The sequence below is a fragment of the Pseudoalteromonas sp. D15MCD-2 genome (assembly GCF_038562745.1).
In the GTDB taxonomy this organism is placed as follows: domain Bacteria; phylum Pseudomonadota; class Gammaproteobacteria; order Enterobacterales; family Alteromonadaceae; genus Pseudoalteromonas.
On sequence record NZ_JBCFQE010000002.1, the window covers coordinates 98656 to 121307 of the forward strand.

The window sequence follows — 22652 nt, forward strand, 5'->3', positions numbered from 1 at the left end:
TGTTTGTTTCAATGAATGCAGTTTACTTGTTCACTAATTACTGATAAATACACTATATAGATACACATTGTTTCACTTGAAGATACCAATGGATAAACTCAATTCAATTACTAGCTTTGTCGAGGTTGCCCGTACCGGCAGCTTTACTCAGGCTGCAGAGCATTTAGGTTTAAGCCGATTACAAGTTTCTAGACATATTCAAGATATAGAAAAGTGGCTAAATTTAAGATTGTTTCATCGCACAACACGCAAAGTAAGTTTAACAATTCAAGGCGAAGAAGCCCTTAGCTATTGCCAGCAAATATTAAATCAAGTGTCTGATTTACAAAGCAGAGCACACAGCCATAACAATGAATTGGTAGGTACCATTCGAGTTGCCTCTCCGATTGGGCTTGGCCAACATAAACTGTTTGATGCCATTGAAGTATTCACCAAGCGCCATCCTCAGACGCGCTTTGAACTGTTACTTTCAGATAGTTTATCGCAGCTGGTTGATGACCGCGTTGATATCGCTTTGCGTTACATCCACCAGCCCGATGAAGGTCTTATTGCCCGTAAGCTAATGTATATCGCAACCGCAGTATGTGCTTCTAACGATTATTTAGCTGCGAACCCACCGATTAATGAGCCGAGTGACTTAACCGCACATAATTGCCTTGTTCATAACAAACACACTATTTGGCAATTTCAACACGACGACAACACACAAAAAGTCACGGTTAAGGGCAACATTGTTGCCAACGATATGGGGGTGCTTTTAAAAGCAGCGAAACAAGGAATCGGGGTAGCTCACCTACCATGTGATCTCGCCAATGACTATTTGGCATCAGGTGAGCTTGTTAAAGTACTGCCTGAGCATACTACTATGGGCTCTCACTTATGGGCAGTGTATTTATCACGTAACTTCCAACAAAATGTGGCCAGAGCGTTCATCGACTTTTTAGCAGAGCACTGGCAACACGATATTTTATAATCTAAACCTGCTGCAAATACGTATAAGCTACAAAAAGGAGCCGTAATGCAGCACTTAGATCATGAAATATCACGCATCATAGAGATGGCGTGGGAAGATAGAACCCCGTTTGAAGCAATAAACCAACAGTTTGGTTTAAATGAAAAAAGCGTTATCGCGCTAATGCGTGAGCAATTAACAAGCTCGAGTTTTAAACTTTGGCGAAAACGCGCAGCGGGTAGGCAAACCAAACACTTAAAAATACGCCATCCAGATATATCCCGTGGTTACTGTAAAACCCAATATAAACATAGATAAAGTTATTTTATCTTTTGTGAAAACTGCCCAACCGCATCTACCACTTTTCGAGCGCCATGTTGAATGTCGCTCATCACGCTACCAGACTCTGAAGCAAGTTTAAAACCTTGTTCAGCTTTTGCTTTTCCTAATTCGATAACTTCAACCGTTTGTTTAGTCAAAGACCTATTTTGTTTTACAACATCAACAATCTCGACTGTCGAATTAGAGGTTCTTAAAGCAAGTTGTCTTACTTCATCAGCCACCACCGCAAAGCCTCGGCCTTGATCACCTGCACGAGCCGCCTCAATGGCAGCATTAAGCGCCAGTAAGTTTGTTTGATCTGCAATACTACTAATACTTTGTACGATGGCAGAAATATGTTGCGATTGCTTATCGAGCTCAGCCATTTCAGCTGCAGCTTGTTCCATTTGCTTCGCTAAATCGTCCATTACATGAACCATTTCATCTAAAACGGTGGCACCTTGCTTTGCTGCTTTATCGGTTTCAGTGGATGTGCTGTAGGCAATATCCGCCGCTTGAGACACAGCCATTTCTAGATTCACTTGTTCGGTGATGACGGTGGCAAACTTAACGACTTTATAAAGCACATCTTGCTCGTTAAAAACCGGATTATAAGTCGCCTCCAACCAAATGGATTCACCAAATTTATTCACCCGCTTAAATCGTGACGAGATAAATTGGCCTTTTTGTAATTTCTGCCAAAACTCAGCATAGCCAGTTGAGTTTGCTTCAGCTGGTTCACAAAACATACGGTGATGTTTACCGATAATTTCGTCTTTTGTATAACCAACCCCCGCTAGAAATTGCTCATTCGCTTTTAAAACATGGCCATCTAAATCAAACTCAATAACCGCCATAGACCGATTAATTGCTTTCACTAAGTCTTTATTTTCTTGCGATGTTTCAATTGTTCGGGTCAGCACACTGGCGTGAAGATCAAACTTTTCAAAGCCCTGCTGTTTATTTAAAATTGGATGGAAAAATACTCTTAACCAAACATGCTGGCCCTGCGTATTTAAAAGTTGAACAGCACCGAACCATGCTGATTTATCTAAAATAGCTCGTTTAAAATGAAGATAATGCTTTGCGTCTTTGGCGCTGCTAGGCACCAAATCAAGCAGAGGTTTTCCTATTAGTTGTGCTTCTGTAAAGCCGAGTTCTGCTAATACTTGCGTATTGGCAAACGTGATATGACCTTCCCTATCGAGTTCCAGCGTAAACATTCTATTATCTAATGTATCTTTCACTTGAGATACACGAAACAATTCATCTTCTAACTGAGCTATCCTTTCTTTCAATGGTTGGGTAAAAAACATAAATCATCCCACCTTTAATACCAAAATCATCACAGAGTAGCTCGATAAGAACTACTAACTTCTGTACCGCCAAATGATTTTAGCGTAAAAAAGTTGGATGAATACTGGCTTTCAAAACAATAGGAAGTTTCTTGAGGCAAAATAAGAAATGATTTAATTAAATAGCATTATAAAAGCCTAACTGAGTAGGCTTTTTGTCAGTGATTCAGTTGGTTTGCAAATTGCCCAACTGCATCAACCACTTGCTGCGCACCGTGTTGTATGTCTTCCATCACTTGACCAGACTCATTTGATAAAGACACGCCTTGCTCAGCTTTCACCTTACCTTGCTCAATAACCTTTACTGTATTTTGCGTAAGTGACTGATTATTATTTACCACTTCAACAATTTCTTCGGTGGCTTTTGATGTTCTTGAAGCAAGCTGTCTGACTTCATCAGCCACCACCGCAAAACCTCGTCCTTGCTCACCGGCACGAGCAGCTTCAATTGCTGCGTTTAGCGCCAGCAAGTTCGTTTGCTCCGCAATGCTACTTATACTTTGCACAATAGCTGCAATTTGCTGTGACTGTTTATCAAGTGCTGAAATCTCTTGGGCTGCTTGCTCCATCTGCTGGGCTAATTCATTCATCACCGTCATGGTGTTTTGTAACACCTCAGCCCCTTGTTGAGCCAGTTTATCGGTCTCGGTTGATGTGCCATACGCAATTTCGGCCGCTTGAGAAATTGCCTGTTCACGATTAACTTGCTCAGTGATCACAGTGGCAAACTTCATCACTTTGTAAAGCTCACCAAAATCATTTGAAATGGGGTTGTATGAAGCTTCAAGCCACACTTCATTGCCATGACGGTCAACACGTTTAAACCGATCAACAACAAACTCACCACGCTTTAAGCGCTGCCAAAACTTCTCATACTCAGCTGACTCAGCAAGTTCAGGCTCACAAAACATACTGTGGTGCTTTCCTACTATCTCCTCTCTCTTATAACCCATGCTCTCTAAAAACGGTTCATTTGCGTTAATAACCTTACCCTCTAAGTCAAACTCAATAACCGCCATTGAGCGATAGATGGCATTAATAGTATCGCGCTGTTCACGAGAAGTAGAAATTGCATCGGTAAGCACAGTGCCGTAAATAGCAAAGTAATTGAGCTCACCTTGCTCTGTGTGTACCGGGTGTGCAATCAAACGGAGCCACTCAAGCTTGCCGTCATAGCGAGTTATTTGTAAGTGCCCTACTCCATGCTGTTGATTTTCAATGGCGTTTTTTAGCTCTACAAACTGGTCAGTATTTCGAGATTGTTCAGTAATAATATCTTGGAAGGGTGAGTCAATTAGCTGGTTATGCGAGTAGCCTAATTCATCTAAAAAGTTCTGGTTAATATAAGCCATCGTGCCATCTGCACGCAGCCTAAGCACCAACATCTCTTCATCAATACCCGAAGTGAGATCTTTTAGCGGATAAAGCTCAGCTTTTAACGTATCAATTTCAGCCTGTAAGGATTTACTAAACCACATAAAACGCCCTGATTTTTTATTAACGTGTTGTTGTTCATAAAATTGTAGAACAATTATCGCAGGGCGCTACTTTAAGATAAGCAAAAAGAATTAAGAAAAGTGATTTAACTAAGAAGCTTGAGAGGTCAATTTAACGTATTTCTCAGCCAACTCATCTAAAGTTTCACGATGATTTGGATCTGGCTTAATGCAATCAATAGGACACACACTAACACATGTAGGGTTATCGTAATGCCCAACACACTCAGTGCATTTATTTGGGTCTATTTGATATATTTTCGCGCCCATATAAATAGCTTCATTCGGGCACTCAGGATCACACATATCACAGTTAATACATTTGTTATTGATGAGTAATGCCATTTAATGCCCTCGAACATAAATCACTATAAAACAAATAGTTACATGAGTAGGTATGTAACACATATATTTTTCAAACAAGCTTAGTTTAAAAAATATTCGATAAATAATAACACAATTCGTAGCACACTCTGTTTATGAGCAGCCATTACAAAAGCGGTCGCGCATTCTACTTTACCCCACTCTAAATTTTGTTGATCTAGATCAAACGACAGGCCTACAGGGCTTAATAAACCTGAGTTTTAGAGAAATGAAAAACACGAATAAACCCACTACAAAAGCCGAATACATCAAAGCAAAAGCAGTTTGGAAAGAGACGAAGGCACCTTTTTCAATGTTGTACATAAAAAAGTGTGTTACTGCGATTCAAATAATTTCAAATTTTGAGAGAAAAGTTGCTTTAAAACAAGGGATTAAAAATAAGCCCTTGGTTCGTTTGTCTAAATATGAGCAACAACACAATTTACGGCTCGTTTTCACCCCAAAAGGTAAGGTCATCTTCTATTCTAATTTCCCAAAAAAATTAGAGATCCGAAACGTAAAGCTAGGGGAGTTACCAGAACTCACCATTGCAAAAGCAAGAGAGCTTACGCAAACGATATTGGAGGGAAGAACGATATTCGCCGATTTAAACACTATTTTTAAAGAATATGAGCAGAACCTGACAAACCGACATTTACTCGCACCAACAAAGTTTGCAGCCGGTTCATTGAGAACATATAAGTGCAGAGTAAAAAAGCTTAAGCAGTACTTTAATATGAAAACGAGATTTCAAAGTATTACGGCAGGGGATCTTGAGCGAATCATTGATAAAATTATTGCTAGCGAATCCAACAACCAAGCCATTGAACTATTTGCTCAAATAAGGCGTATATGGAAGTTTGCCAAAAATAAGTTTAACAATGGCCGTAATCCTGCTGCTGACATTGATGATTATTATGTTTCGGATCGAGTTGATACTCCCCGTCCGTGTCAAGCCTACACTGACTTAGATTCAATTGCAGAGTTGTGGATCAACCTTGCAACTACGCCATGCATTCACCAGAAGAACGCAGCCAGGTTTATGATTTTAACGGGCTTGAGGCCTATCAACATTCCTCAAATGAAATGGTCATGGCTGAATAGTATTACCTTTCCGACCTTAATAACTTTTCCGTCATCCATCGTAGGTGTACGTGGTGAAATGAAAAACCAAAAAGAATACAGACTCCCACTAACAAAAATGATGCGAACTATTATCCTTGAACAAAGGGCATGGATGGAATCGGCACGACCTAATTGCAATCAAGAGTTCATTTTTCTGCAACCACGCGACCCTATGAAGCAATTTTCTAAACGCTCCCTCGATAAAATTATCAAAGACTATTCTCCATTTGATGCAGTAAAAGGTGATATCGAACAGATTGTAATGAAAGGCTCTGCGGGTGCATTTTGTACTATGTGTAGAAGCTTTTTTAAATCCAATACAAAAGAGCTTATGGTATCAAACGGCTACCACTTTAAGCATGCAGAAGACTTAACCCGTTTAGCACTTCATCATTTGAGAAAGTCTGATGATCCGAATGGGCTTAACTACGATAAATCTGAAGAGCTCTACGGCACTTCAACAAAGCTTAAGTTTAATGTATTTAAGTTACACGAGGTCAGCATTTTAAAACGAGTCCATGAGTTTCAAAGCTTAGAGTTAAGGCCTACAGCATTTCATGTAAACCAACAAAAAATAATCAAAGATAAGGAACATAAGAAAGCGCTAAGAGAGCGAATTAAAGCATCGCTTGTCCATAAAGGTGCATACATTCAATTCATAAATCAGCCTTTTGGCGATACAGGAAAATCAGTTAAAGAGTTAATTCTGACTAAAGATGGTAGAACTGTAATCGAAAGTTACCTTGATGATATTGCTGTTTAAGCTAAATACTCATCCGAAAAGTATACTGAAAGAGCATATAGAAACTAAATAATGACTTAGCGTAAAGCCGGGTCATTTTTCGTACAACAGCAAAGATAATGAACACTTTTCGCTCAAAAATAATAAATAGTATTGGCAAAAATAAATTTAACGATAGAACGAAGAAAAGTATTGAATTTTGATGAACTTACAAAGAATTTATAAAAAATACACAAAAATCGTTAAAAAATTTTATGAAAAAAAATTTAAAAAAGTTTAGTACCCAAAACATACTAATACACCACCAAAAAGCTCAGATTTGATAATAAGCTTATAAACGACATATCAGTAGGTTAAACAAAGCCATTTAATTTCACCACCAAAATGATCTTAGTAGTCATAGGCTTAAAGCCATAGCTGGCAAGGCTTCCCCCTCTTGCAGCAATCAAAAAACTCATTCAACATAATAAAAAAGCGACAACGTTAATTCATCCCAGATGAAATAATAAAGACTTAATAAAATATGAAAAAAACCAACAAGAAGTTTAAGAAAAATAAAATAAGCAGAATATTAGATAAAATTAAAAACCTATCTAAGATAACAAGTGAAAACCTATCTAAGATAACAAGTGAAAATGAGTCTGAGAAGCAAAGTGAAAGTGAGTGTATTAGCAAGTCGAAATTCGACAGTATTAAACCACCATATAGTGATAAAGATATTTTAATATTATCTGAATGCGCTGCAGCAATTAAATACCCAGAACCAGAACCAGGTCAACCAAAAAAAGATCGTAGGATGTCTAAATATGACAGTGAAAAAAACTTAAGATACGTTTTTTATCCAAATGGAGTCGTAAAAGTTTTTGCAGATTTTCCTAAAATAGATGGGTTAAAAAGTACTCTTTTAGGTAACTTTGAAACAATGACAGTCGCTGAAGCTGCTAGGCTTAGCGCCATCATTTTATATAATCACCTATATGGTCAAACGCTTGGAGAAGTTGCTGAAAAATTCATTGAAAGCCTCTCAATGAAACATGAAAATGATAAAAGAGTCATTTCTAAAAAAACTATCAAAACATATTCATCACAAATAAATGCCTTTGTGAATGTAGTTGGCAGTTCTGCAAAGTTCTTAGATATAAGCCAAGAAGAAATAAAGTCTGCTTTTGACAAACTAAATGAAGAAAAGAGAGCAAATTATACATATGATGTTTCTAATAGAGTTAAATCATTATTTGCTTTTGCTTCAGAAAAGCTAAATCTTAAGAATAAATCTATCAACGAAATTCGTACTAACTATATTCCAGCACCTATCAAGTCTACTTTTAATGGGTATACCGATGGCGAGGGTATTTCAAAGCTCATGTATAGATTAGAAGAGGAGCCCAACACCCAAAAAAAGAACGCTGTACTTTTAATGGCTTTCACAGCTGTTAGGCCAGTTAACATAATTGAATTAAAAACAAGCTATCTAGATAACTTAAAGAACCCTAAATATATAACTTATCCGAAATCCACAATGACCAAAGAAGGAGCCATGAAGAACAAAGGACAATTCAAAATAAAGTTAACTCTGCAAATGACTAAAATAATCAAAAATCAGTTATCACTACATCCTGATAAGCCTAATGAGTACTTATTTTTCAGCTTTAAAGACTGTACTAAAGCGATGCCGTATAATTCTTTAAGGGAATACTTCATGATGATTTGCCCTAATGACATCTATAAATCATCTCAGGAAGACCTTTATGTGAAAGGTACAGCTGGACCTTGCTTTACCTTACTTAGACAGCACGCTAAAACCAATGTTGTCAAATATCTAGTAAAAGAAGAAGGTTATTCACTCAGCAATGCGCAAATTGAGTCAAAACTAATACTTGGACATACAGGAAGAGAGCATGACCGTTCAGGAGAGCATTACGATAAAAACGATGAGCTTTATGATTTAAGAGCAGAAACGGCGTATAAATATTTTTTAATTAATGAAGCAATTATTCTGCAAGGCTTAGATGCTTTTAAAAAAGGTAAACGTATTATTGAACCTGAATTACCTATAAAACTACCCGAACATTTAATCCCGTTCACTCAAAAAGAATGCACCACTTTAAGAATATAAAGTTCGCTCTGAGTTAATAAGATGAGATCTTTTGATTAAGGTCTCTTGTAGGAAGGATCAAACAGACACATAAAATGTTAAGCCAGGCGTTGCTTCTAGCTCATATTTGGACGGATGTCGATTAGAGTTGACACTGCGCTTAAAAATCCTAGATCTTAAGAAAAATTGAAATATATCTGTGGTAGCTATGATTTCATATTAACTCAATGTCGATGTTTTGAATCGAAGAGGAGATACTTCATAGTGTTTGATCTCTCCACTATTTCGACAATAATATGCCTGAATGGCTATACTGTGTACCCTAATAGACATTCTCTTAATGAAAAACAATTATTAATATCAACCCGAACAACAACACAATATTTCTCAACTCTTGTTGCACTCATTAAAAGTTTAAAATAGGGTTAGTAAAGAAACTATCAAAGTGAGAGTATATTAATGAAAGGTCATTTCTCATCAAAAGAGTTTGATATCAAAGCAGCTCTCTGAATTGCAACTACAATCGTAATCATCCTTTCAATTTATACACTTCAAGGCTTACGTTAACGCATTGTGGGTTAACGTGACCTATATTTATGACTCGTCGATGGACAAAAACACGTTAGAGTATTTAATCAGTAACGCCGCAATATGGGGCGCACAAAAGCTTGGCTATACTAAGCGAAGAATGAGCGCAGCCAAGCTTTTTGCGTCCCATTCATTATTGCTTTGTTATATTTTCATTACCACTGAGGTTTCATTTTATGCAACTTTACTAAATACGGTATTTGTAGCAATGGTTCTAAACGGATAGTTAAATCTGGCAGGTAAATAAACATACTTACTAGAGTTATAAGCAAGCCGATGTAACCCATAACCAAACAAGACATTAACCCCCAATCCTTTTGAAATAAAAGCCCATACGCGCATAAACCATTAACTAAAATTATAAATGATATGAGCATAGGCATAGCTGCATATGCGCTACCAGTGTAACTTAACCCAAACATTTCATATGTTGCTTCAAAGTCGAAAATGGCAGAAGCCACATATAAAATTGGAGCAACAACGCCAAGTACCAAGAAAAGCCACCCAAATATTTTAATCCATAGAGGAATGAGCTCTTTTCTTGATTTAGATTCAGTAACACTTCCCTCAATGCTTAATTCAGTTTCCAACGGACTACCTCTGAAAATATAACGCCCTGTTAATGGGCAAAATTATGTTGGCTAAATTGTGAAGCGGAGCGAAACCAAGCCAACGTAATTTTGTCCACTTTAAACAGTTTGTTAGGCATCGTCATCCGGCTCAGCATCGAAGGATCCTGGAATTTGCTCGTCACATGTTTCATAAGCAAAAATTTCTTCCGCATCCCAGATATCAAACTTTTTGATTACATCTAAATAGCAAGCAGATTTACGAACATTGACAGTTAAGTATGTTTCATCCCATCTTTCCAATGAACAATCCAAATCGCGAATTTTTTCAATATAAAAATCTTGTTTATCTCTATCAATTGATTTGTCAAAAATTATTCTGAGAGTGCGGTTACCGCTTCTTGCTATGACATTTTCAATTTCCAATATGCCGTTATCGTCCTCAAAAGCTTTTACTTCATCCTTGAAGTTTAACGAGTACAAAAAGAATGGAACGTTTTCAAGCCGATAAATATTATTCCCTAGCGGCTCTGCCCACATAGACTCGCCACCAATCATCCAGTGATTGGGTAAAGATACGTGAACTTTAACTAATCCTTCGTTTCTCATTTAGATGCCTAACGCCCGCATAATGGGCGGATAATGCTTGGCTAAAATCAGCGAGGAACGAGCGTCAGCCAAGCTTTAGACGTCCGTTCATTAATGCGCTTGTTATACGTTTTTACCACTGATAATGATGTTACAAGCTTTAGTAACACTGTCCCGATAATACTCGATAGTTTCTTTTAATTCTTTATCAGCTTTAGCCAGAAACTCTTCTGAGCACTTTGACCTAACATGAGTTAAGGGTAAATGATCTGTTTCTGATTCAATTTCACCAAAAATATGAAATTCAGTGTTCCAGCATTGGCCATACTTTTCATTACCAATACGCCATAACTTAATTACGTTTTCTAAGTAATCTTCATCGCTTTCCAGCAGCTTTTTCGCAAACGTAATTGCTTCTTCAGGCACTTAATTTACTCCGAACTCTAGAAACGTATAACGCCCTGTTAAAGGGCTGATAATGTTTGGCAAAAATGTGTAGCGAAGCGAAACCGAGCCAAACTTTAGCAGTCCCGCCTTAAACAGCTTGTTAGTTTCTACTTTATTCCGAACAGAATTTTAAACTTTTCTTTGAATGATAATTCTTCACGAGGGATGTTGATATTTGGTATTACTCTAGGGTTAACTATTCGAGCAGATGACATTTTTAAACATTCCATTTTTAAGTATTCGTATCCTTTTGTATTGAGTGTATTTTCAACCTTATTATAGAGATATTGGGGGGCATCGTTTACTAAGCATTTACTTGTAACGAATTCCATCAAACCATTTTCATTTCTGTTTAAGCAAAGCCATTCATTACTCTCAAGGGCTCCAGAGCCACCATTACTCGAGCAAATATAATCAGATACAATAATGATGTCATCTATATGCCAGTCTTTCTCGATATGTAAGCTACCGTACCTATTCGAGGAATAGGTAGACCAACCACTAACAATGTCGACGTCTATTTTAAAAGAAGCTATGTCAGCTTCCTGTGATGCAATAACTAACATAGGAAACAACTCTGGCCTATCACATGCTCTTAATGCGGTTTGATATTGGGAGTCATTTAGAGGGGAAAGTGCTCTTTGAAGAGTAACAAAATTATTGTGGTATTTTTTTTGTAACAAAGCTTTCGTTTGTTTTTTTATCTCAATAACTTCTTTAACTAATAATGAAATTTTTTCGACTCCATAAGAGTTAATTAATGTTGTTAATTCTTCATTAGCTATATCTATTCCATCTAAACTACGATCTGGTGTCGAAGGATACCTAACTACATTAAACGCCTTCGCACACAAGTAAGTAAAGATAATTCCTTTTGGGGACAGTCTGTCATGCCAAATCCCTCTTAATATATCATTCATATCTTTTGAAACTTCGATTTTTGGCACAACTATGCTCCGAAAATAAATAAGAAACTAACGCCCGGTTAATGGGCAAAATTTAGTTGGCTATAATTGTAAGCGGAGCGAAACCAGCCAACTGAATTTTGTCCACTTTAAACCGTTTGTTAAGTGCTAAAAGCGCCTATATGGAATATTTGAAAGAATTATGTTTACTTGATTTATTAGCCCTAAATTTTGAAGAAACAATTGAAGACCTTGAACGACAACATCTCGGTTTTTACATGGACCCACATAGATTTCTTTTATAGCTTCAATCGGAAAGCTTTGCTTCAAGTATGGAATAAATATGTTTTTGTTTGTTCTAAACTGAACATTTTCTTTTGAAAAGAATTCTATTGCAGGGAAGCCAGAACCGTCATTGATACTTATCCTTTCAAATTTATTGTGAGCATAAGTGAAAACTCTAACTTCTTTTTCTTCAATAAAGTGACTATTTTTACAACGGAAACTATAGAAAAGAAACTCCAGGAACGTATTATAGAAAACATCCCTACCCATTTTTTCAAAGTGTAGGTCTATGCCCTTACAACAACCATCAGCTATTACTTCAGCTTGCCTTAGCTTTTCAGATTCGTCATAAATACAATCATCAAAACGTCTTATATTGCCTGTCGGATTATGACCGCAGATACTTTTTTGCAATAACTCTTTATCAAAGCCAATAGAAAAGCCTCCATCTTGCGGGCAATAGCTTCTCCACTGTGACAGTAAATCAGGTTCGGAAGAGAATGAGCAAGAAAACACTAAGCTACTTGAAACATGATCCGTAATTTCACTGAGTATTTGTTTAGATCTTTGGACTTCCCAGCTTTCACTAGACAGTTTCTAACTCAGAAAAATACGCTTCCTCAAATTTAGCAGGTGAAACACCGCCTGTATGCGAGTGACGTTTTTTCGGATTGTAAAACATTTCTATAAAATTAAATATCTCTGCTTTCGCATCATTGCGTGTTGAGTAAATCTTCCTTTTAATTATCTGCTTTTTAATCGTTGCAAAAAAGCTTTCAGCAACTGCATTATCGTGACAATTCCCAGCTCGACTCATGGAAGGTACAAGGTTATGTTCTTTCATAAAGGCTAAGTAATCAGCACTACCATATTGGCTTCCTTGATCACTATGTACCAATACGTCAGTTTTGGGTTGGCGCTGATAAACTGCCATGAGCAATGCTTTAATCACTAAGTGCTTGTCCATGTTTTTATCCATCGACCAGCCTACTATGCGCCTAGAGAATAAATCCATGACAGTTGCTACATACAAGAAGCCTTCATAGGTTCTCACATAAGTAATATCACTTACCCAAGTTTGATTCGGCTCAGGAGGATTAAACTGACGAGCTAACAAGTTATCTGCAATGCGTGATGTTTTACCACTTTTAATATGGCGACGTTTATAACCTATTTGCGCTTTGAGCTTATGTTGACGCATGATCTTAGCTACTCGATTAACACTACATTGCTCACCGGCTTCACGTAAATCTGCGTGTATCCAAGGACTGCCGTAAGTGCCACCACTGGCAACGTAAAACTCTTTAATAAGCTTAAGCAAGCGACTATCTTCAAGCGCTCTATCACTTACAGGCTTTTTTAACCACGCATAAAAACCACTGCGATGCAGCTTAAAAAGGCGGCACATCGTAGTAATGGAAAACTCATCTTGGTGATCTCGGATGAAGCCGTACTTTACTCGGGGTTGCTGGCAAAGTACCTTGCGGCCTTTTTTAGAATATCCCGCTCCTCCGTGACACGTTTCAATTCAGCCTCAAGTTTAGCGATCCTAAGTTGTTCTTCTGATGACTTAACCGATTTAGGTTTATCTGATAGCTGGGTGCGCCAGTGATATAAGGTTTTAGTACAAATACCTAATCGTTCTGATACTTCAGCAACTGAATAACCACGTTCAGTAATTTGTTTAACAGCTTCTATTTTAAATTCTTGGGTATACCGTTTGCCTTTGCTCATAAAACACCTCTAATTAGAAGTTACAATGTAACTCATTGGGTGTCTAGCAAACTCTGGGAAGTCCAATTTTGTGTAATAGCATCTCCATACCATTGAATACTGCAACATCTAGCCCCTATCCTACTATTTATTGTTTCCGCATCAGCCTTAACAAATATAATGACTTCTGGCAGAAGAATGTTTTGAGAGATATTAAGTGTATCAAAGGTATTCTTAACGAGTTTTTCTCCAAGCATGATCGTCTGATACGCTAAAGTTGAAAAAATATATCTGTCGACTACGACATCCTGTGACTTTATTGCTCCGGAGACAGTATGACTTCTCAGAAAGTTATTAAGTAAAAAAAACAAAAAAGCACTCTCTTTCGACTCAAAAGAATCAATGATCTTTCTCAACTCCAGTGCTTCTTCCACTATAGCTGAATGAACAACAACATTTTTTTCTTTTGCATATAAAGAACTTAGTGTAGTTTTTCCGCAGGCATCAAGCCCTTCAAAAACTATAAATCTATTCATTTGAATCTCCTAATGTCACCGCATTGTGCGGTGACTTCAAGAGCAAGTATCAAACTGTGAAAGTCACAAAAAAGGAAAAGATTAAATATTTTAATATTTATTGAGCAACATACTGTATTCTTCGTACTCTGCTTTTCTAGTGTTGTATAAATTTACTAGCCACTGACCGTGTTCGCTGATAAAAGCACCTGGATTATTAGAAATCAATTTACCTAAAGCCCCAAACTCTCCGTCAATAACAGCTTTTAGCGCTAAATCATATGGGCTCGAATGGTTATCAAGTTCTATAGAATTAGCAATCAACTCCATTGAACTATATTTACCATCACTAAATGGGTATGGGATTTCATCTTGTGACCAATCTATATTTTTATTTATTAAAAAAAGCCTTAAATCTCCGATTCGCCTATCTAGTGCTTGAAAGAGTAATTTTTTAGCCTTCCATTCCTTAGCAAATTGCTCAAAATTTTCAGAATTGACTTTTTCACCGTTTAACCACTTTACGACTAACTTTTTATCTTCAAATAGAGTGTCTAAAATTACAAGGTTTCGTATAAATATGTGATTACCTGCTTTAATAGGCTTAGGTACATAGTCGACTGACTCAGATTTTATATCGGCCTCATCCAGTAGTTTGGCATTGAGATTTTTATCTTTAACGTAATAATTTAAACGACTTCTTAACCGCTCTGGTAACAAATTACGGTCAATTCCTAATGCCTGACAAGCAACAGCCGCAATACTTGTATTTTTACCAGCCATAAGTATTTCCGTAGCAACCGAGGCGCTGCTCAACAATTTCTACCGTAATGCTTCCTCTTGCGATATCAGTGTAATCAATGTTGTAAGTATCTGCTTTACACTCTTTGGCTAATTTATAAATAGCGCCAACACACATACCTGCCAGATTAGCTTCTTTTAAAGAGGTACTTAAAGAGCTTAATAGCGATGCTTTTTGCTCTAAAAACTCAGAGCAAGCTTCTTTCAAATTAATCCTATATACAGATTTAAAACCAGTACATTGTCCAGCTAAATGAGCTTCAGTAAGAGATGTTGATAGTCTTTCTAGTAGAGAATGTTGCTGTTCTTTCTTTTCTTTGCAGGCGAGGTCAATATCTATTTTTGCTAAGCATGTAGTGCTAAAAGCCATAAGGGCAATAAAGATACTCCACTTAAACATTTGCACTCTCAACTCTTGTAATTTCCTGTTTATTTGACTCTTCAGTCGGCTCATCATCGAGTTTAAAGTTAATAACACAAGACAGAAATAAACCAATAATTATAAAATCATCAATCCAATATTTGTTGTAACTTAAGATAAAAACAAAAGGTATAACCAATAAGGTAATTACTTTTAGTAAAATATTTACTGAGTGAATGCCTAACAAGCTAACGCTAAAGCGAAAGGGAGTACTAGCGACTTGTTTGTATTTACTTACTAAGTGTGCAGAGCTTTTAATACTTTCAATCCAAAACCACCCCAGCAATAATTTTACAAACAAATTGCCCTGAGTCTGTTGTAAAATCAAAAGACTAATTCCTCCCAAAGTCAAAATAATAATTAACAACATTAAAAGGTGAAAAAGTGAATGTATCCAGCTACTCATTTTTAGCCGTTGCTCAAGTTGCTTAGTTCTTGAGAAAAAGTAGAATTTTGCAGGTGATTTATTAGGATTACATTTTTCTAGTCCAGACAAGTACTCAAAAGCAACATGATACTTGGCTTTATAAGCCTCAAATCCATCGTCTGTAAACTGAAAATCTTTATTTTCGTCTAGTAGAGTATTTTTCTTATCTAAATACTCTAACGCTTCAAGAGCAGCTAATAAACTTTCATTCGTATTATCAGGCTCTGAGGGGAGCTCAAAGCTAATATCATTCTTAATAGATTCCAGATTTAATCGCCATTGCTTAACTAGCTCATGATTAGATGAGAGCTTATCTTGGCCATTACTTTCTGCTTGGTGATCTTTTTCATCGAAGTGTGTAGAGTCATTGCTACTTTCCATATTACTTACAATATCCATATTCAAACAACTGAAATAGATTACTTTTTAAATGTAAAAACTGCAATGTAAATATGCGTAAGATATTGAATTTATAAATGCTCGAGCATTAGTCTGAAAAACCGCTCTCCAAGTTTTCTTTCGTAATAAATTAAAAAAGGAGTAGCACGCTACTCCTTTATTGCCCTTAAGCCCCGCCCTACATTATCGTTGGCAATACGCTTTTGCATTACCACAATGGAAAAGTATATTTGCGTACAATTCCCTCACTAGTATTATCAGATGAACTCTGACTACCCAGACATTGAGTAGTGAGCCGGCAAATAACGGCTCGTGGCGTATTTCGTGAGTTAAGATTAGGCCGCTATTTTTAAATGCAAAAATAGCTTTATTTATCCTATGAATGCATTTGTTTGATTTGCGATATAGTCTCTTTTATAGAATTTTGAGTACGCTCATTCTTAAGCTCTGGCTCGAACTCACGCTCAATTTTTTCCCTAAAGTGATCATCGAAGTCATTCTCTAATTCCGTATCGAATAAATCATCAAAGCGCTCAGGGTTTTCGTTGCAAGATTGATCATCGTAATCCGAATAATCAAAAGTGCCCTCCTGAATATCTTCGAGCAGAAAAACCATCATTTTATAAAACAGCACTTTTACACCACGATAGTTCAGTTGCTTATTAGCATAAACATCAGGCTCGACAATTGACCAAAGCCCCTCAAAATCAGGGTTTTCTTTGTTTAACATTAAATGATTAATTTTATGGTCGTTTTTGAGAATGATACTGCGGATTGAGTCAACTAAAGTTAGAAGATCTTGCGTTGATATATATCTGAACATAGATATGCTCCTTTATTTTTGAATGGGTTTTAAGCCGCAGTTACGGCTTTTAACTAAAAAGGAACGATGAAGGGGAAATATTAAGAAAGCGAACCCGAAGGTTCGCCAGTATTAACTTTTTTCGATGATTTCTAACCAACTCTCTTCAGCGTAACTGAAGAAAATTGTTGGTTTAGTTAAAAATATCGCTTCGAACTCTGCTGAAAATAAATGACAGAATTCTTTTATTTGCTCAATGTATAGAAGCAAAAAAGCATACATTTCTACACCATCTAAATAGCGCCCTGAAAAATCAGGATTATCATCAAAAAGCTGCTTTGAGATGCTTATACCCAATACACTGCCTACCCTATCTCTGTGCATATAAATGTAATGGCTAAAACTAAGCTCGATTGAGTCGCTTGTAGACGCTTCATCAACATCTGCTAATAGCAGAATCGTTGAATTGTCATCCCAAGGTGATTTACTCGCGCGTTGATACTCTCTGATGAATTGTGATTTTGATGTACTCATGAGTTTCCTCGTTAGTGTTTGACCTAACACTAACTAGGCTTGCGTGATGGTAATGAATGGTAAGTAGCAGAGGTAAGTTTCATCTCTGTGTTACGCATTTATCATTCTGTGTTACGAGTTAATGGTGCTGTGTTACGTAGTAATTAAGAGAAAATAAAGGAGGAAAAGCGTGTGGAAAAATGCATAAAATTGATAAAAAAGTCGATTTAGTTAATACAATTTGCTTTTCCATCAAACTTAGTTAATACTTAGTTTTGTTGTTGATTTGTCAAAAATCACCAACACAAAAAAGAACACAGCAAAATTCAACTATTTGTTTTTCCTCATTAAATTCTGGCACCTAGTACTTATCACAGTTAATACATTTGTTATTGATGAGTAATGCCATGACACACCTTTAAGCACGATGATGGAGTATTGCCTTTAAAAGCTAATCTAGATTTCAAAAAGCAACGAAAATTGCAGCCGCGTAATATAGATTGCTGCGAATGAAGTTTCTTTGATCTAGATCAAATTTAAAAGTGGTTTAGATTCTCTAATCCGATATTACAGTAGTAATGGAGTGGATTTATCCACCGAACCAAGCTATGTGATGAAATAAGTGAGAAGTTTTATGGTAACTAAGTAGGATTTCGGTATGAACATAATTCGTTTATGGACAAAAGTGCGATAGAGGATTTAATCGTAATGCTCCGCGAGCCTGTTGTAGGCGCGAAGTGGCTAAGATTTATAAATTTTAGCCAGGTAGTGAAAAATAAGTATTTAGCGGCTTGTTATGTATTTTCTTTAAAAGAATATTCTTCTATTTCACTTACAGAGCGTAGGGTAATCTCGCCATCTTTATTTTCTAAAGATGAAGAACTTAGCCTCCATACATCATCTTTTCCAAAGCCTTTCATTAAACTAAAAACATGCATTAGATCATGTTTTGTTTTAGGCTCTATATTAAACCTAAAATTCAGCCTGTCATTTACATCTCGATTTTCATCAACTAATAAAGCTATAAACTCTCGTCTATTTCGATGTTCTACAAGATGAACTTGCTTAGAATCTCTGTTAATTTCAATACTTTTGAACCAAGCATAAGAATTAAGGTTACTGAGCTCAAACTTAACAATTTTAGAATATTCATAACTGGGTGTATCGACTTTTTCTTTAGGAGGATAAGGCGCGTAGCATAAATGATTGCTCCACTCGTTAAAGCCCAAAAGAATAAGGGATTCTTCAAATTGCCTACAATCTATCGAATTTTTCTTAAAAATTGATTTAAAGCTTTTTTTATTCTTTTTGTGATTACTCTGGATGAAATCTTCCGCAGTTTTTTTTACGTCCAACAAATGGAGTTCCGCTAAGAGGTCTCGTTGCTGTACAAGCTCAACTTCATCATTTAAAAGGTAGATTTCATAGGGTTCTAAAAATAAAAATTCACCTCGATTTTCATCTTTTAATAAAAACTTAATTGCTGACTTAATTACATCTGATTCATAAACAGATGAAACAATTTCGTTAAAGTAGCAAATATTTTTTATTGCTGTTTCATAACTGATAGATAGTGCTAGAGGTTCATCTAAATTCCAGATTAAAGATTTACATTCCTCAGCTTTCCCTCCTGAAAAAAGTATTTTATAAAGAAGAGGGATTTCTGAGTTCCATTCAGACAAACCAGTTAATACTAGTGAGTTACTATCATTAGGTTTTATATTAGATGAAAATAGATAAGAACGATTTGCCAATTGATACTCCTAAATACATAACACCCACTTAGGGCACAAATACGCAGGCTATAATACGAAAGGGAGCGAAGGGAGCCTGCGTGTTTTTGTCCCAACGAGCACTAATGAGTGACTGAGACGGTCATTTATCAACCATTCACTCAGCACTACCTCTAAAGGTTTTTGGAATATAGCGAAGTAATTGTTCAGAACTTTGAATAGTTAAACGCTGCTTTGGGAACTCATGTAGTTGAATATTTAAGTACTCAGTTTTTGAAACCGGTTTAGCCATACGCTTGAGAAAGCTCGGAGTATTTTCTGAAAATAAACCACTTTGTAATGTAACAGCCGAGACTTCTTGCCAGGGAATAAACAGGTTTTTATGACCAAACTTAAAGGGAAAAAGCACTCTTAAATAAAGCCCCCTGTTATTTGCTGCAACCTTTAAGATTCCGTTATGTCGTATTTTACCAATATACCCACTTCCAATTCGGAAGCTTTCTTCTAAATCACAGTCATTATTTTTTCTGTACCTTTTAGCTAAGCTTTGCCAACCACTTTCTTTTCCTAGTCCATAACAAACTCCAAACCAACCAACTACAAAAACAACATAAAACCAGTTTGAAGTGAGAAAAGACGATAAAACTGCCTGAAAGTAGATCACATACTCTTGAGCTAAAGGAGGTATTTCACCTCCACTTCCAACGTAGATAAATAGAACAAAAAATGAAAGGAAAGAAATAGTCCAAATCAACCCAATAAACTTAAAAACAAACTTCATACTTTCCTTTTGCCCCAATCAGCTTACGGGCGACATAATTTTTTTATATACGTGTTTATTACAGCCTATCAAATTTCATTACTCTGTAAAACTCACCAGAATTAGAGCATTTATAGTTGCTACCATTTAAACCTCCGCCTTTGACCTTAACGAGAGTTTTGTCTTCGAAATAACACGTATTCATAGTGGACGTGAATATAGCCTCACCTCTGAAATGATTAAACCCGCCATGAATGGGGGCACCATTTTCAGTCATCTGTGTTATTGCAGTTACAAACTTTAATTTTCGAGACAAGTGCAGAAATCTTCCATAAGTATCAACGCTCCGATAAGGGGCTAAAAATTGTTTGCTAAATGTTGAGGAGCCAAAACAGCAAACTGTTTTTTGTCCTTGTTTATTAGATTGTTAGGGCTACTTTTACCCAAATGGTGATTTAAAGCAACCACGTTTATACTCTTGAATTATAATACGGAACGAAGCTGCTTGTTTGTTCTACCGAACGAAGTGAGTGAGATTTGAACTTCACCTAAACTACCGTATAAGAAAGAGTAACTGGTGAACCAATATAAACAGAAGCCTTTGCAATAAGGCTTGGTAACTTTAAGATCCTAGAGTCATATTCAGTAGCAAACGAAATGAAGATATCTGTATTTTCTATTTTTATATTATTTGATGTCACAAAACTTGTTATCGATACCAGAGAAGATTGAGTCAGAGGAATACATACAACATAACCACCTAGCTTTTTGTTTGGTCTACAAGATGAGACTTTAAGGCTTAATTTAGCTTCGCTTACTAACTCTTCTGAAAGAGCCAAGAATCTGAAGCTGATATTAAGTTCAATGTCTGCGTCCATTTGGTCTGTCCCTAGATGCATAATAATTTGATAGTGCGAGCTACATATTTTTCTGCTTATTCGGAATGCGAAAAGGCTATAGCAATATGCAGCTTTAATTTGTTATGCAACTTCCAACCACAAATCAATATTGAATTCCTTTAGGTGTTTTTTAATTGCACCTATTAGATTAATAATTTCTTGTTCAGGCATTACTTGGGCTTTGATATAAATATCGCTATTACCCTGACCATACTTGGATATCTGGACTTCCCAGCTTTCACTAGACAGTTTCTAACTCAGAAAAATACGCTTCCTCAAATTTAGCAGGTGAAACACCGCCTGTATGCGAGTGACGTTTTTTCGGATTGTAAAACATTTCTATAAAATTAAATATCTCTGCTTTCGCATCATTGCGTGTTGAGTAAATCTTCCTTTTAATTATCTGCTTTTTAATCGTTGCAAAAAAGCTTTCAGCAACTGCATTATCGTGACAATTCCCAGCTCGACTCATGGAAGGTACAAGGTTATGTTCTTTCATAAAGGCTAAGTAATCAGCACTACCATATTGGCTTCCTTGATCACTATGTACCAATACGTCAGTTTTGGGTTGGCGCTGATAAACTGCCATGAGCAATGCTTTAATCACTAAGTGCTTGTCCATGTTTTTATCCATCGACCAGCCTACTATGCGCCTAGAGAATAAATCCATGACAGTTGCTACATACAAGAAGCCTTCATAGGTTCTCACATAAGTAATATCACTTACCCAAGTTTGATTCGGCTCAGGAGGATTAAACTGACGAGCTAACAAGTTATCTGCAATGCGTGATGTTTTACCACTTTTAATATGGCGACGTTTATAACCTATTTGCGCTTTGAGCTTATGTTGACGCATGATCTTAGCTACTCGATTAACACTACATTGCTCACCGGCTTCACGTAAATCTGCGTGTATCCAAGGACTGCCGTAAGTGCCACCACTGGCAACGTAAAACTCTTTAATAAGCTTAAGCAAGCGACTATCTTCAAGCGCTCTATCACTTACAGGCTTTTTTAACCACGCATAAAAACCACTGCGATGCAGCTTAAAAAGGCGGCACATCGTAGTAATGGAAAACTCATCTTGGTGATCTCGGATGAAGCCGTACTTTACTCGGGGTTGCTGGCAAAGTACCTTGCGGCCTTTTTTAGAATATCCCGCTCCTCCGTGACACGTTTCAATTCAGCCTCAAGTTTAGCGATCCTAAGTTGTTCTTCTGATGACTTAACCGATTTAGGTTTATCTGATAGCTGGGTGCGCCAGTGATATAAGGTTTTAGTACAAATACCTAATCGTTCTGATACTTCAGCAACTGAATAACCACGTTCAGTAATTTGTTTAACAGCTTCTATTTTAAATTCTTGGGTATACCGTTTGCCTTTGCTCATAAAACACCTCTAATTAGAAGTTACAATGTAACTCATTGGGTGTCTAGCAAACTCTGGGAAGTCCAATCCACTCATCGGAGAAGATGGTATCCGTATAACTTTGAATCTTAGTTTTCAGAAGTTGTTCGTGATACTCACAATCCCTTAGTGCACTTGACAATACAATAACCAAATCGACACCACCATCTTTTCTTTCTCCAACGATATCGATTTTATCTAAGTTCTCAATAGGGTCATCCATGTTCAGATTCCTTAAGTTACGTGATATTTAAGTCTTTGTGACATGCGGTTTGTCAGGCAAGAGCAAAGCAACTGGTTTTGTCAGCGCTTTTGATTTGCCTTGCTATATGCAAGTGACACAAATTTCAATATGTCATCTAGCAATATTAGTATTGCAAAGCTAATGATTAAAACAATTAAATAGTACAAATTATAAGGTGACCAACTAG

The 22652-nt window shown here is 36.7% G+C and carries 24 protein-coding genes and 1 pseudogene; 4 read left to right on the forward strand and 21 right to left on the reverse strand.

The window, feature by feature from the left end:
• The first annotated feature begins 88 nt into the window (after positions 1 to 88).
• Together AADY36_RS17175 and AADY36_RS17180 are read left to right on the forward strand one after the other, a co-directional pair.
• The gene (locus tag AADY36_RS17175) at positions 89 to 973 is read left to right on the forward strand and encodes a LysR family transcriptional regulator (RefSeq protein WP_342409323.1); all 885 of its coding nucleotides are present in this window, start codon (positions 89 to 91) and stop codon (positions 971 to 973) included.
• Between the two features lie 45 nt (positions 974 to 1018).
• A complete protein-coding gene (locus AADY36_RS17180; RefSeq protein ID WP_054562567.1) occupies positions 1019 to 1270 on the forward strand; it encodes a TIGR03643 family protein in 252 nt (83 codons plus the stop codon).
• A gap of 2 nt (positions 1271 to 1272) precedes the next feature.
• Here AADY36_RS17180 and AADY36_RS17185 read toward each other — a convergent pair whose 3' ends face one another.
• The 4 genes and pseudogenes from AADY36_RS17185 to AADY36_RS17200 form a co-directional block, all read right to left on the reverse strand.
• On the reverse strand, positions 1273 to 2589 hold the full coding sequence (locus AADY36_RS17185) for a methyl-accepting chemotaxis protein (RefSeq protein WP_239964423.1): 1317 nt from the start codon (positions 2587 to 2589) through the stop codon (positions 1273 to 1275).
• Positions 2590 to 2786: 197 nt separating this feature from the next.
• Positions 2787 to 3227 carry a methyl-accepting chemotaxis protein gene (locus AADY36_RS17190; RefSeq protein ID WP_432212408.1) on the reverse strand — a complete coding sequence of 147 codons (441 nt, stop codon included), beginning with the start codon at positions 3225 to 3227 and terminating at the stop codon, positions 2787 to 2789.
• A 99-nt stretch (positions 3228 to 3326) separates the two neighbouring features.
• Positions 3327 to 4106: pseudogene (locus tag AADY36_RS17195) on the reverse strand (PAS domain-containing protein); the annotation flags it as partial.
• A gap of 108 nt (positions 4107 to 4214) precedes the next feature.
• Positions 4215 to 4469 (reverse strand): YfhL family 4Fe-4S dicluster ferredoxin, encoded by a 255-nt coding sequence (locus AADY36_RS17200; RefSeq protein WP_054562570.1) that lies wholly within the window; start codon positions 4467 to 4469, stop codon positions 4215 to 4217.
• 247 nt (positions 4470 to 4716) lie between these two features.
• Here AADY36_RS17200 and AADY36_RS17205 point away from each other — a divergent pair, with 247 nt between their 5' ends.
• Together AADY36_RS17205 and AADY36_RS17210 are read left to right on the forward strand one after the other, a co-directional pair.
• Positions 4717 to 6375: a tyrosine-type recombinase/integrase gene (locus AADY36_RS17205; RefSeq protein WP_342409324.1), complete on the forward strand. Its 1659-nt coding sequence runs from the start codon at positions 4717 to 4719 to the stop codon at positions 6373 to 6375.
• A 502-nt stretch (positions 6376 to 6877) separates the two neighbouring features.
• Positions 6878 to 8470, forward strand: coding sequence for a hypothetical protein (locus AADY36_RS17210; protein WP_342409325.1), 1593 nt, complete (start codon positions 6878 to 6880; stop codon positions 8468 to 8470).
• A 722-nt stretch (positions 8471 to 9192) separates the two neighbouring features.
• Here AADY36_RS17210 and AADY36_RS17215 read toward each other — a convergent pair.
• From AADY36_RS17215 to AADY36_RS17295, 17 genes are all read right to left on the reverse strand, one after another.
• Complete coding sequence (locus tag AADY36_RS17215; RefSeq protein WP_217876927.1) at positions 9193 to 9627, reverse strand: hypothetical protein; 435 nt, start codon at positions 9625 to 9627, stop codon at positions 9193 to 9195.
• Positions 9628 to 9738: 111 nt separating this feature from the next.
• The gene (locus AADY36_RS17220) at positions 9739 to 10215 is read right to left on the reverse strand and encodes a DUF4265 domain-containing protein (protein ID WP_342409326.1); all 477 of its coding nucleotides are present in this window, start codon (positions 10213 to 10215) and stop codon (positions 9739 to 9741) included.
• A 102-nt stretch (positions 10216 to 10317) separates the two neighbouring features.
• Positions 10318 to 10620 carry a hypothetical protein gene (locus AADY36_RS17225; protein WP_342409327.1) on the reverse strand — a complete coding sequence of 101 codons (303 nt, stop codon included), beginning with the start codon at positions 10618 to 10620 and terminating at the stop codon, positions 10318 to 10320.
• A 128-nt stretch (positions 10621 to 10748) separates the two neighbouring features.
• Positions 10749 to 11588: a hypothetical protein gene (locus AADY36_RS17230; protein WP_342409328.1), complete on the reverse strand. Its 840-nt coding sequence runs from the start codon at positions 11586 to 11588 to the stop codon at positions 10749 to 10751.
• Positions 11589 to 11714: 126 nt separating this feature from the next.
• Positions 11715 to 12347 (reverse strand): DUF2971 domain-containing protein, encoded by a 633-nt coding sequence (locus tag AADY36_RS17235; protein WP_342409329.1) that lies wholly within the window; start codon positions 12345 to 12347, stop codon positions 11715 to 11717.
• A gap of 70 nt (positions 12348 to 12417) precedes the next feature.
• A protein-coding gene (locus tag AADY36_RS17240) for an IS3 family transposase (RefSeq protein WP_342409330.1) occupies positions 12418 to 13565 on the reverse strand; the annotation gives its coding sequence in 2 pieces (ribosomal slippage) (positions 12418 to 13328 and positions 13328 to 13565; 1149 coding nt in all).
• 32 nt (positions 13566 to 13597) lie between these two features.
• Positions 13598 to 14080, reverse strand: a complete 483-nt coding sequence (locus tag AADY36_RS17245; protein WP_342409331.1) for a deoxynucleoside kinase — start codon at positions 14078 to 14080, stop codon at positions 13598 to 13600.
• Positions 14081 to 14170: 90 nt separating this feature from the next.
• Positions 14171 to 14842: a hypothetical protein gene (locus tag AADY36_RS17250; protein WP_342409332.1), complete on the reverse strand. Its 672-nt coding sequence runs from the start codon at positions 14840 to 14842 to the stop codon at positions 14171 to 14173.
• Positions 14832 to 15260, reverse strand: coding sequence for a hypothetical protein (locus AADY36_RS17255; RefSeq protein WP_342409333.1), 429 nt, complete (start codon positions 15258 to 15260; stop codon positions 14832 to 14834). The genes AADY36_RS17250 and AADY36_RS17255 overlap by 11 nt, the downstream gene beginning before the upstream one ends.
• Entirely contained in the window at positions 15253 to 16107 is an 855-nt protein-coding gene (locus tag AADY36_RS17260) for a hypothetical protein (RefSeq protein WP_342409334.1), read from the reverse strand. Before AADY36_RS17260 ends, AADY36_RS17255 begins: the two co-directional genes overlap by 8 nt.
• A 376-nt stretch (positions 16108 to 16483) precedes the next feature.
• Complete coding sequence (locus AADY36_RS17265; RefSeq protein ID WP_342409335.1) at positions 16484 to 16930, reverse strand: hypothetical protein; 447 nt, start codon at positions 16928 to 16930, stop codon at positions 16484 to 16486.
• Positions 16931 to 17041: 111 nt separating this feature from the next.
• On the reverse strand, positions 17042 to 17443 hold the full coding sequence (locus tag AADY36_RS17270; RefSeq protein ID WP_342409336.1) for a hypothetical protein: 402 nt from the start codon (positions 17441 to 17443) through the stop codon (positions 17042 to 17044).
• 773 nt (positions 17444 to 18216) lie between these two features.
• Positions 18217 to 19176 (reverse strand): DUF7822 domain-containing protein, encoded by a 960-nt coding sequence (locus AADY36_RS17275; RefSeq protein ID WP_342409337.1) that lies wholly within the window; start codon positions 19174 to 19176, stop codon positions 18217 to 18219.
• 136 nt (positions 19177 to 19312) lie between these two features.
• Positions 19313 to 19936, reverse strand: coding sequence for a hypothetical protein (locus tag AADY36_RS17280; RefSeq protein ID WP_055197394.1), 624 nt, complete (start codon positions 19934 to 19936; stop codon positions 19313 to 19315).
• A 527-nt stretch (positions 19937 to 20463) separates the two neighbouring features.
• Positions 20464 to 20793: a hypothetical protein gene (locus AADY36_RS17285; RefSeq protein WP_285221041.1), complete on the reverse strand. Its 330-nt coding sequence runs from the start codon at positions 20791 to 20793 to the stop codon at positions 20464 to 20466.
• A gap of 262 nt (positions 20794 to 21055) precedes the next feature.
• Positions 21056 to 22203, reverse strand: a protein-coding gene (locus tag AADY36_RS17290) for an IS3 family transposase (RefSeq protein ID WP_342409330.1) whose coding sequence is annotated in 2 segments (ribosomal slippage) — positions 21056 to 21966 and positions 21966 to 22203 — 1149 coding nt in all. Because the reading frame shifts where the segments join, the coding sequence is not laid out codon by codon here.
• Positions 22204 to 22246: 43 nt separating this feature from the next.
• On the reverse strand, positions 22247 to 22444 hold the full coding sequence (locus AADY36_RS17295) for a hypothetical protein (protein ID WP_342409338.1): 198 nt from the start codon (positions 22442 to 22444) through the stop codon (positions 22247 to 22249).
• Between the last annotated feature and the right edge of the window lie 208 nt (positions 22445 to 22652).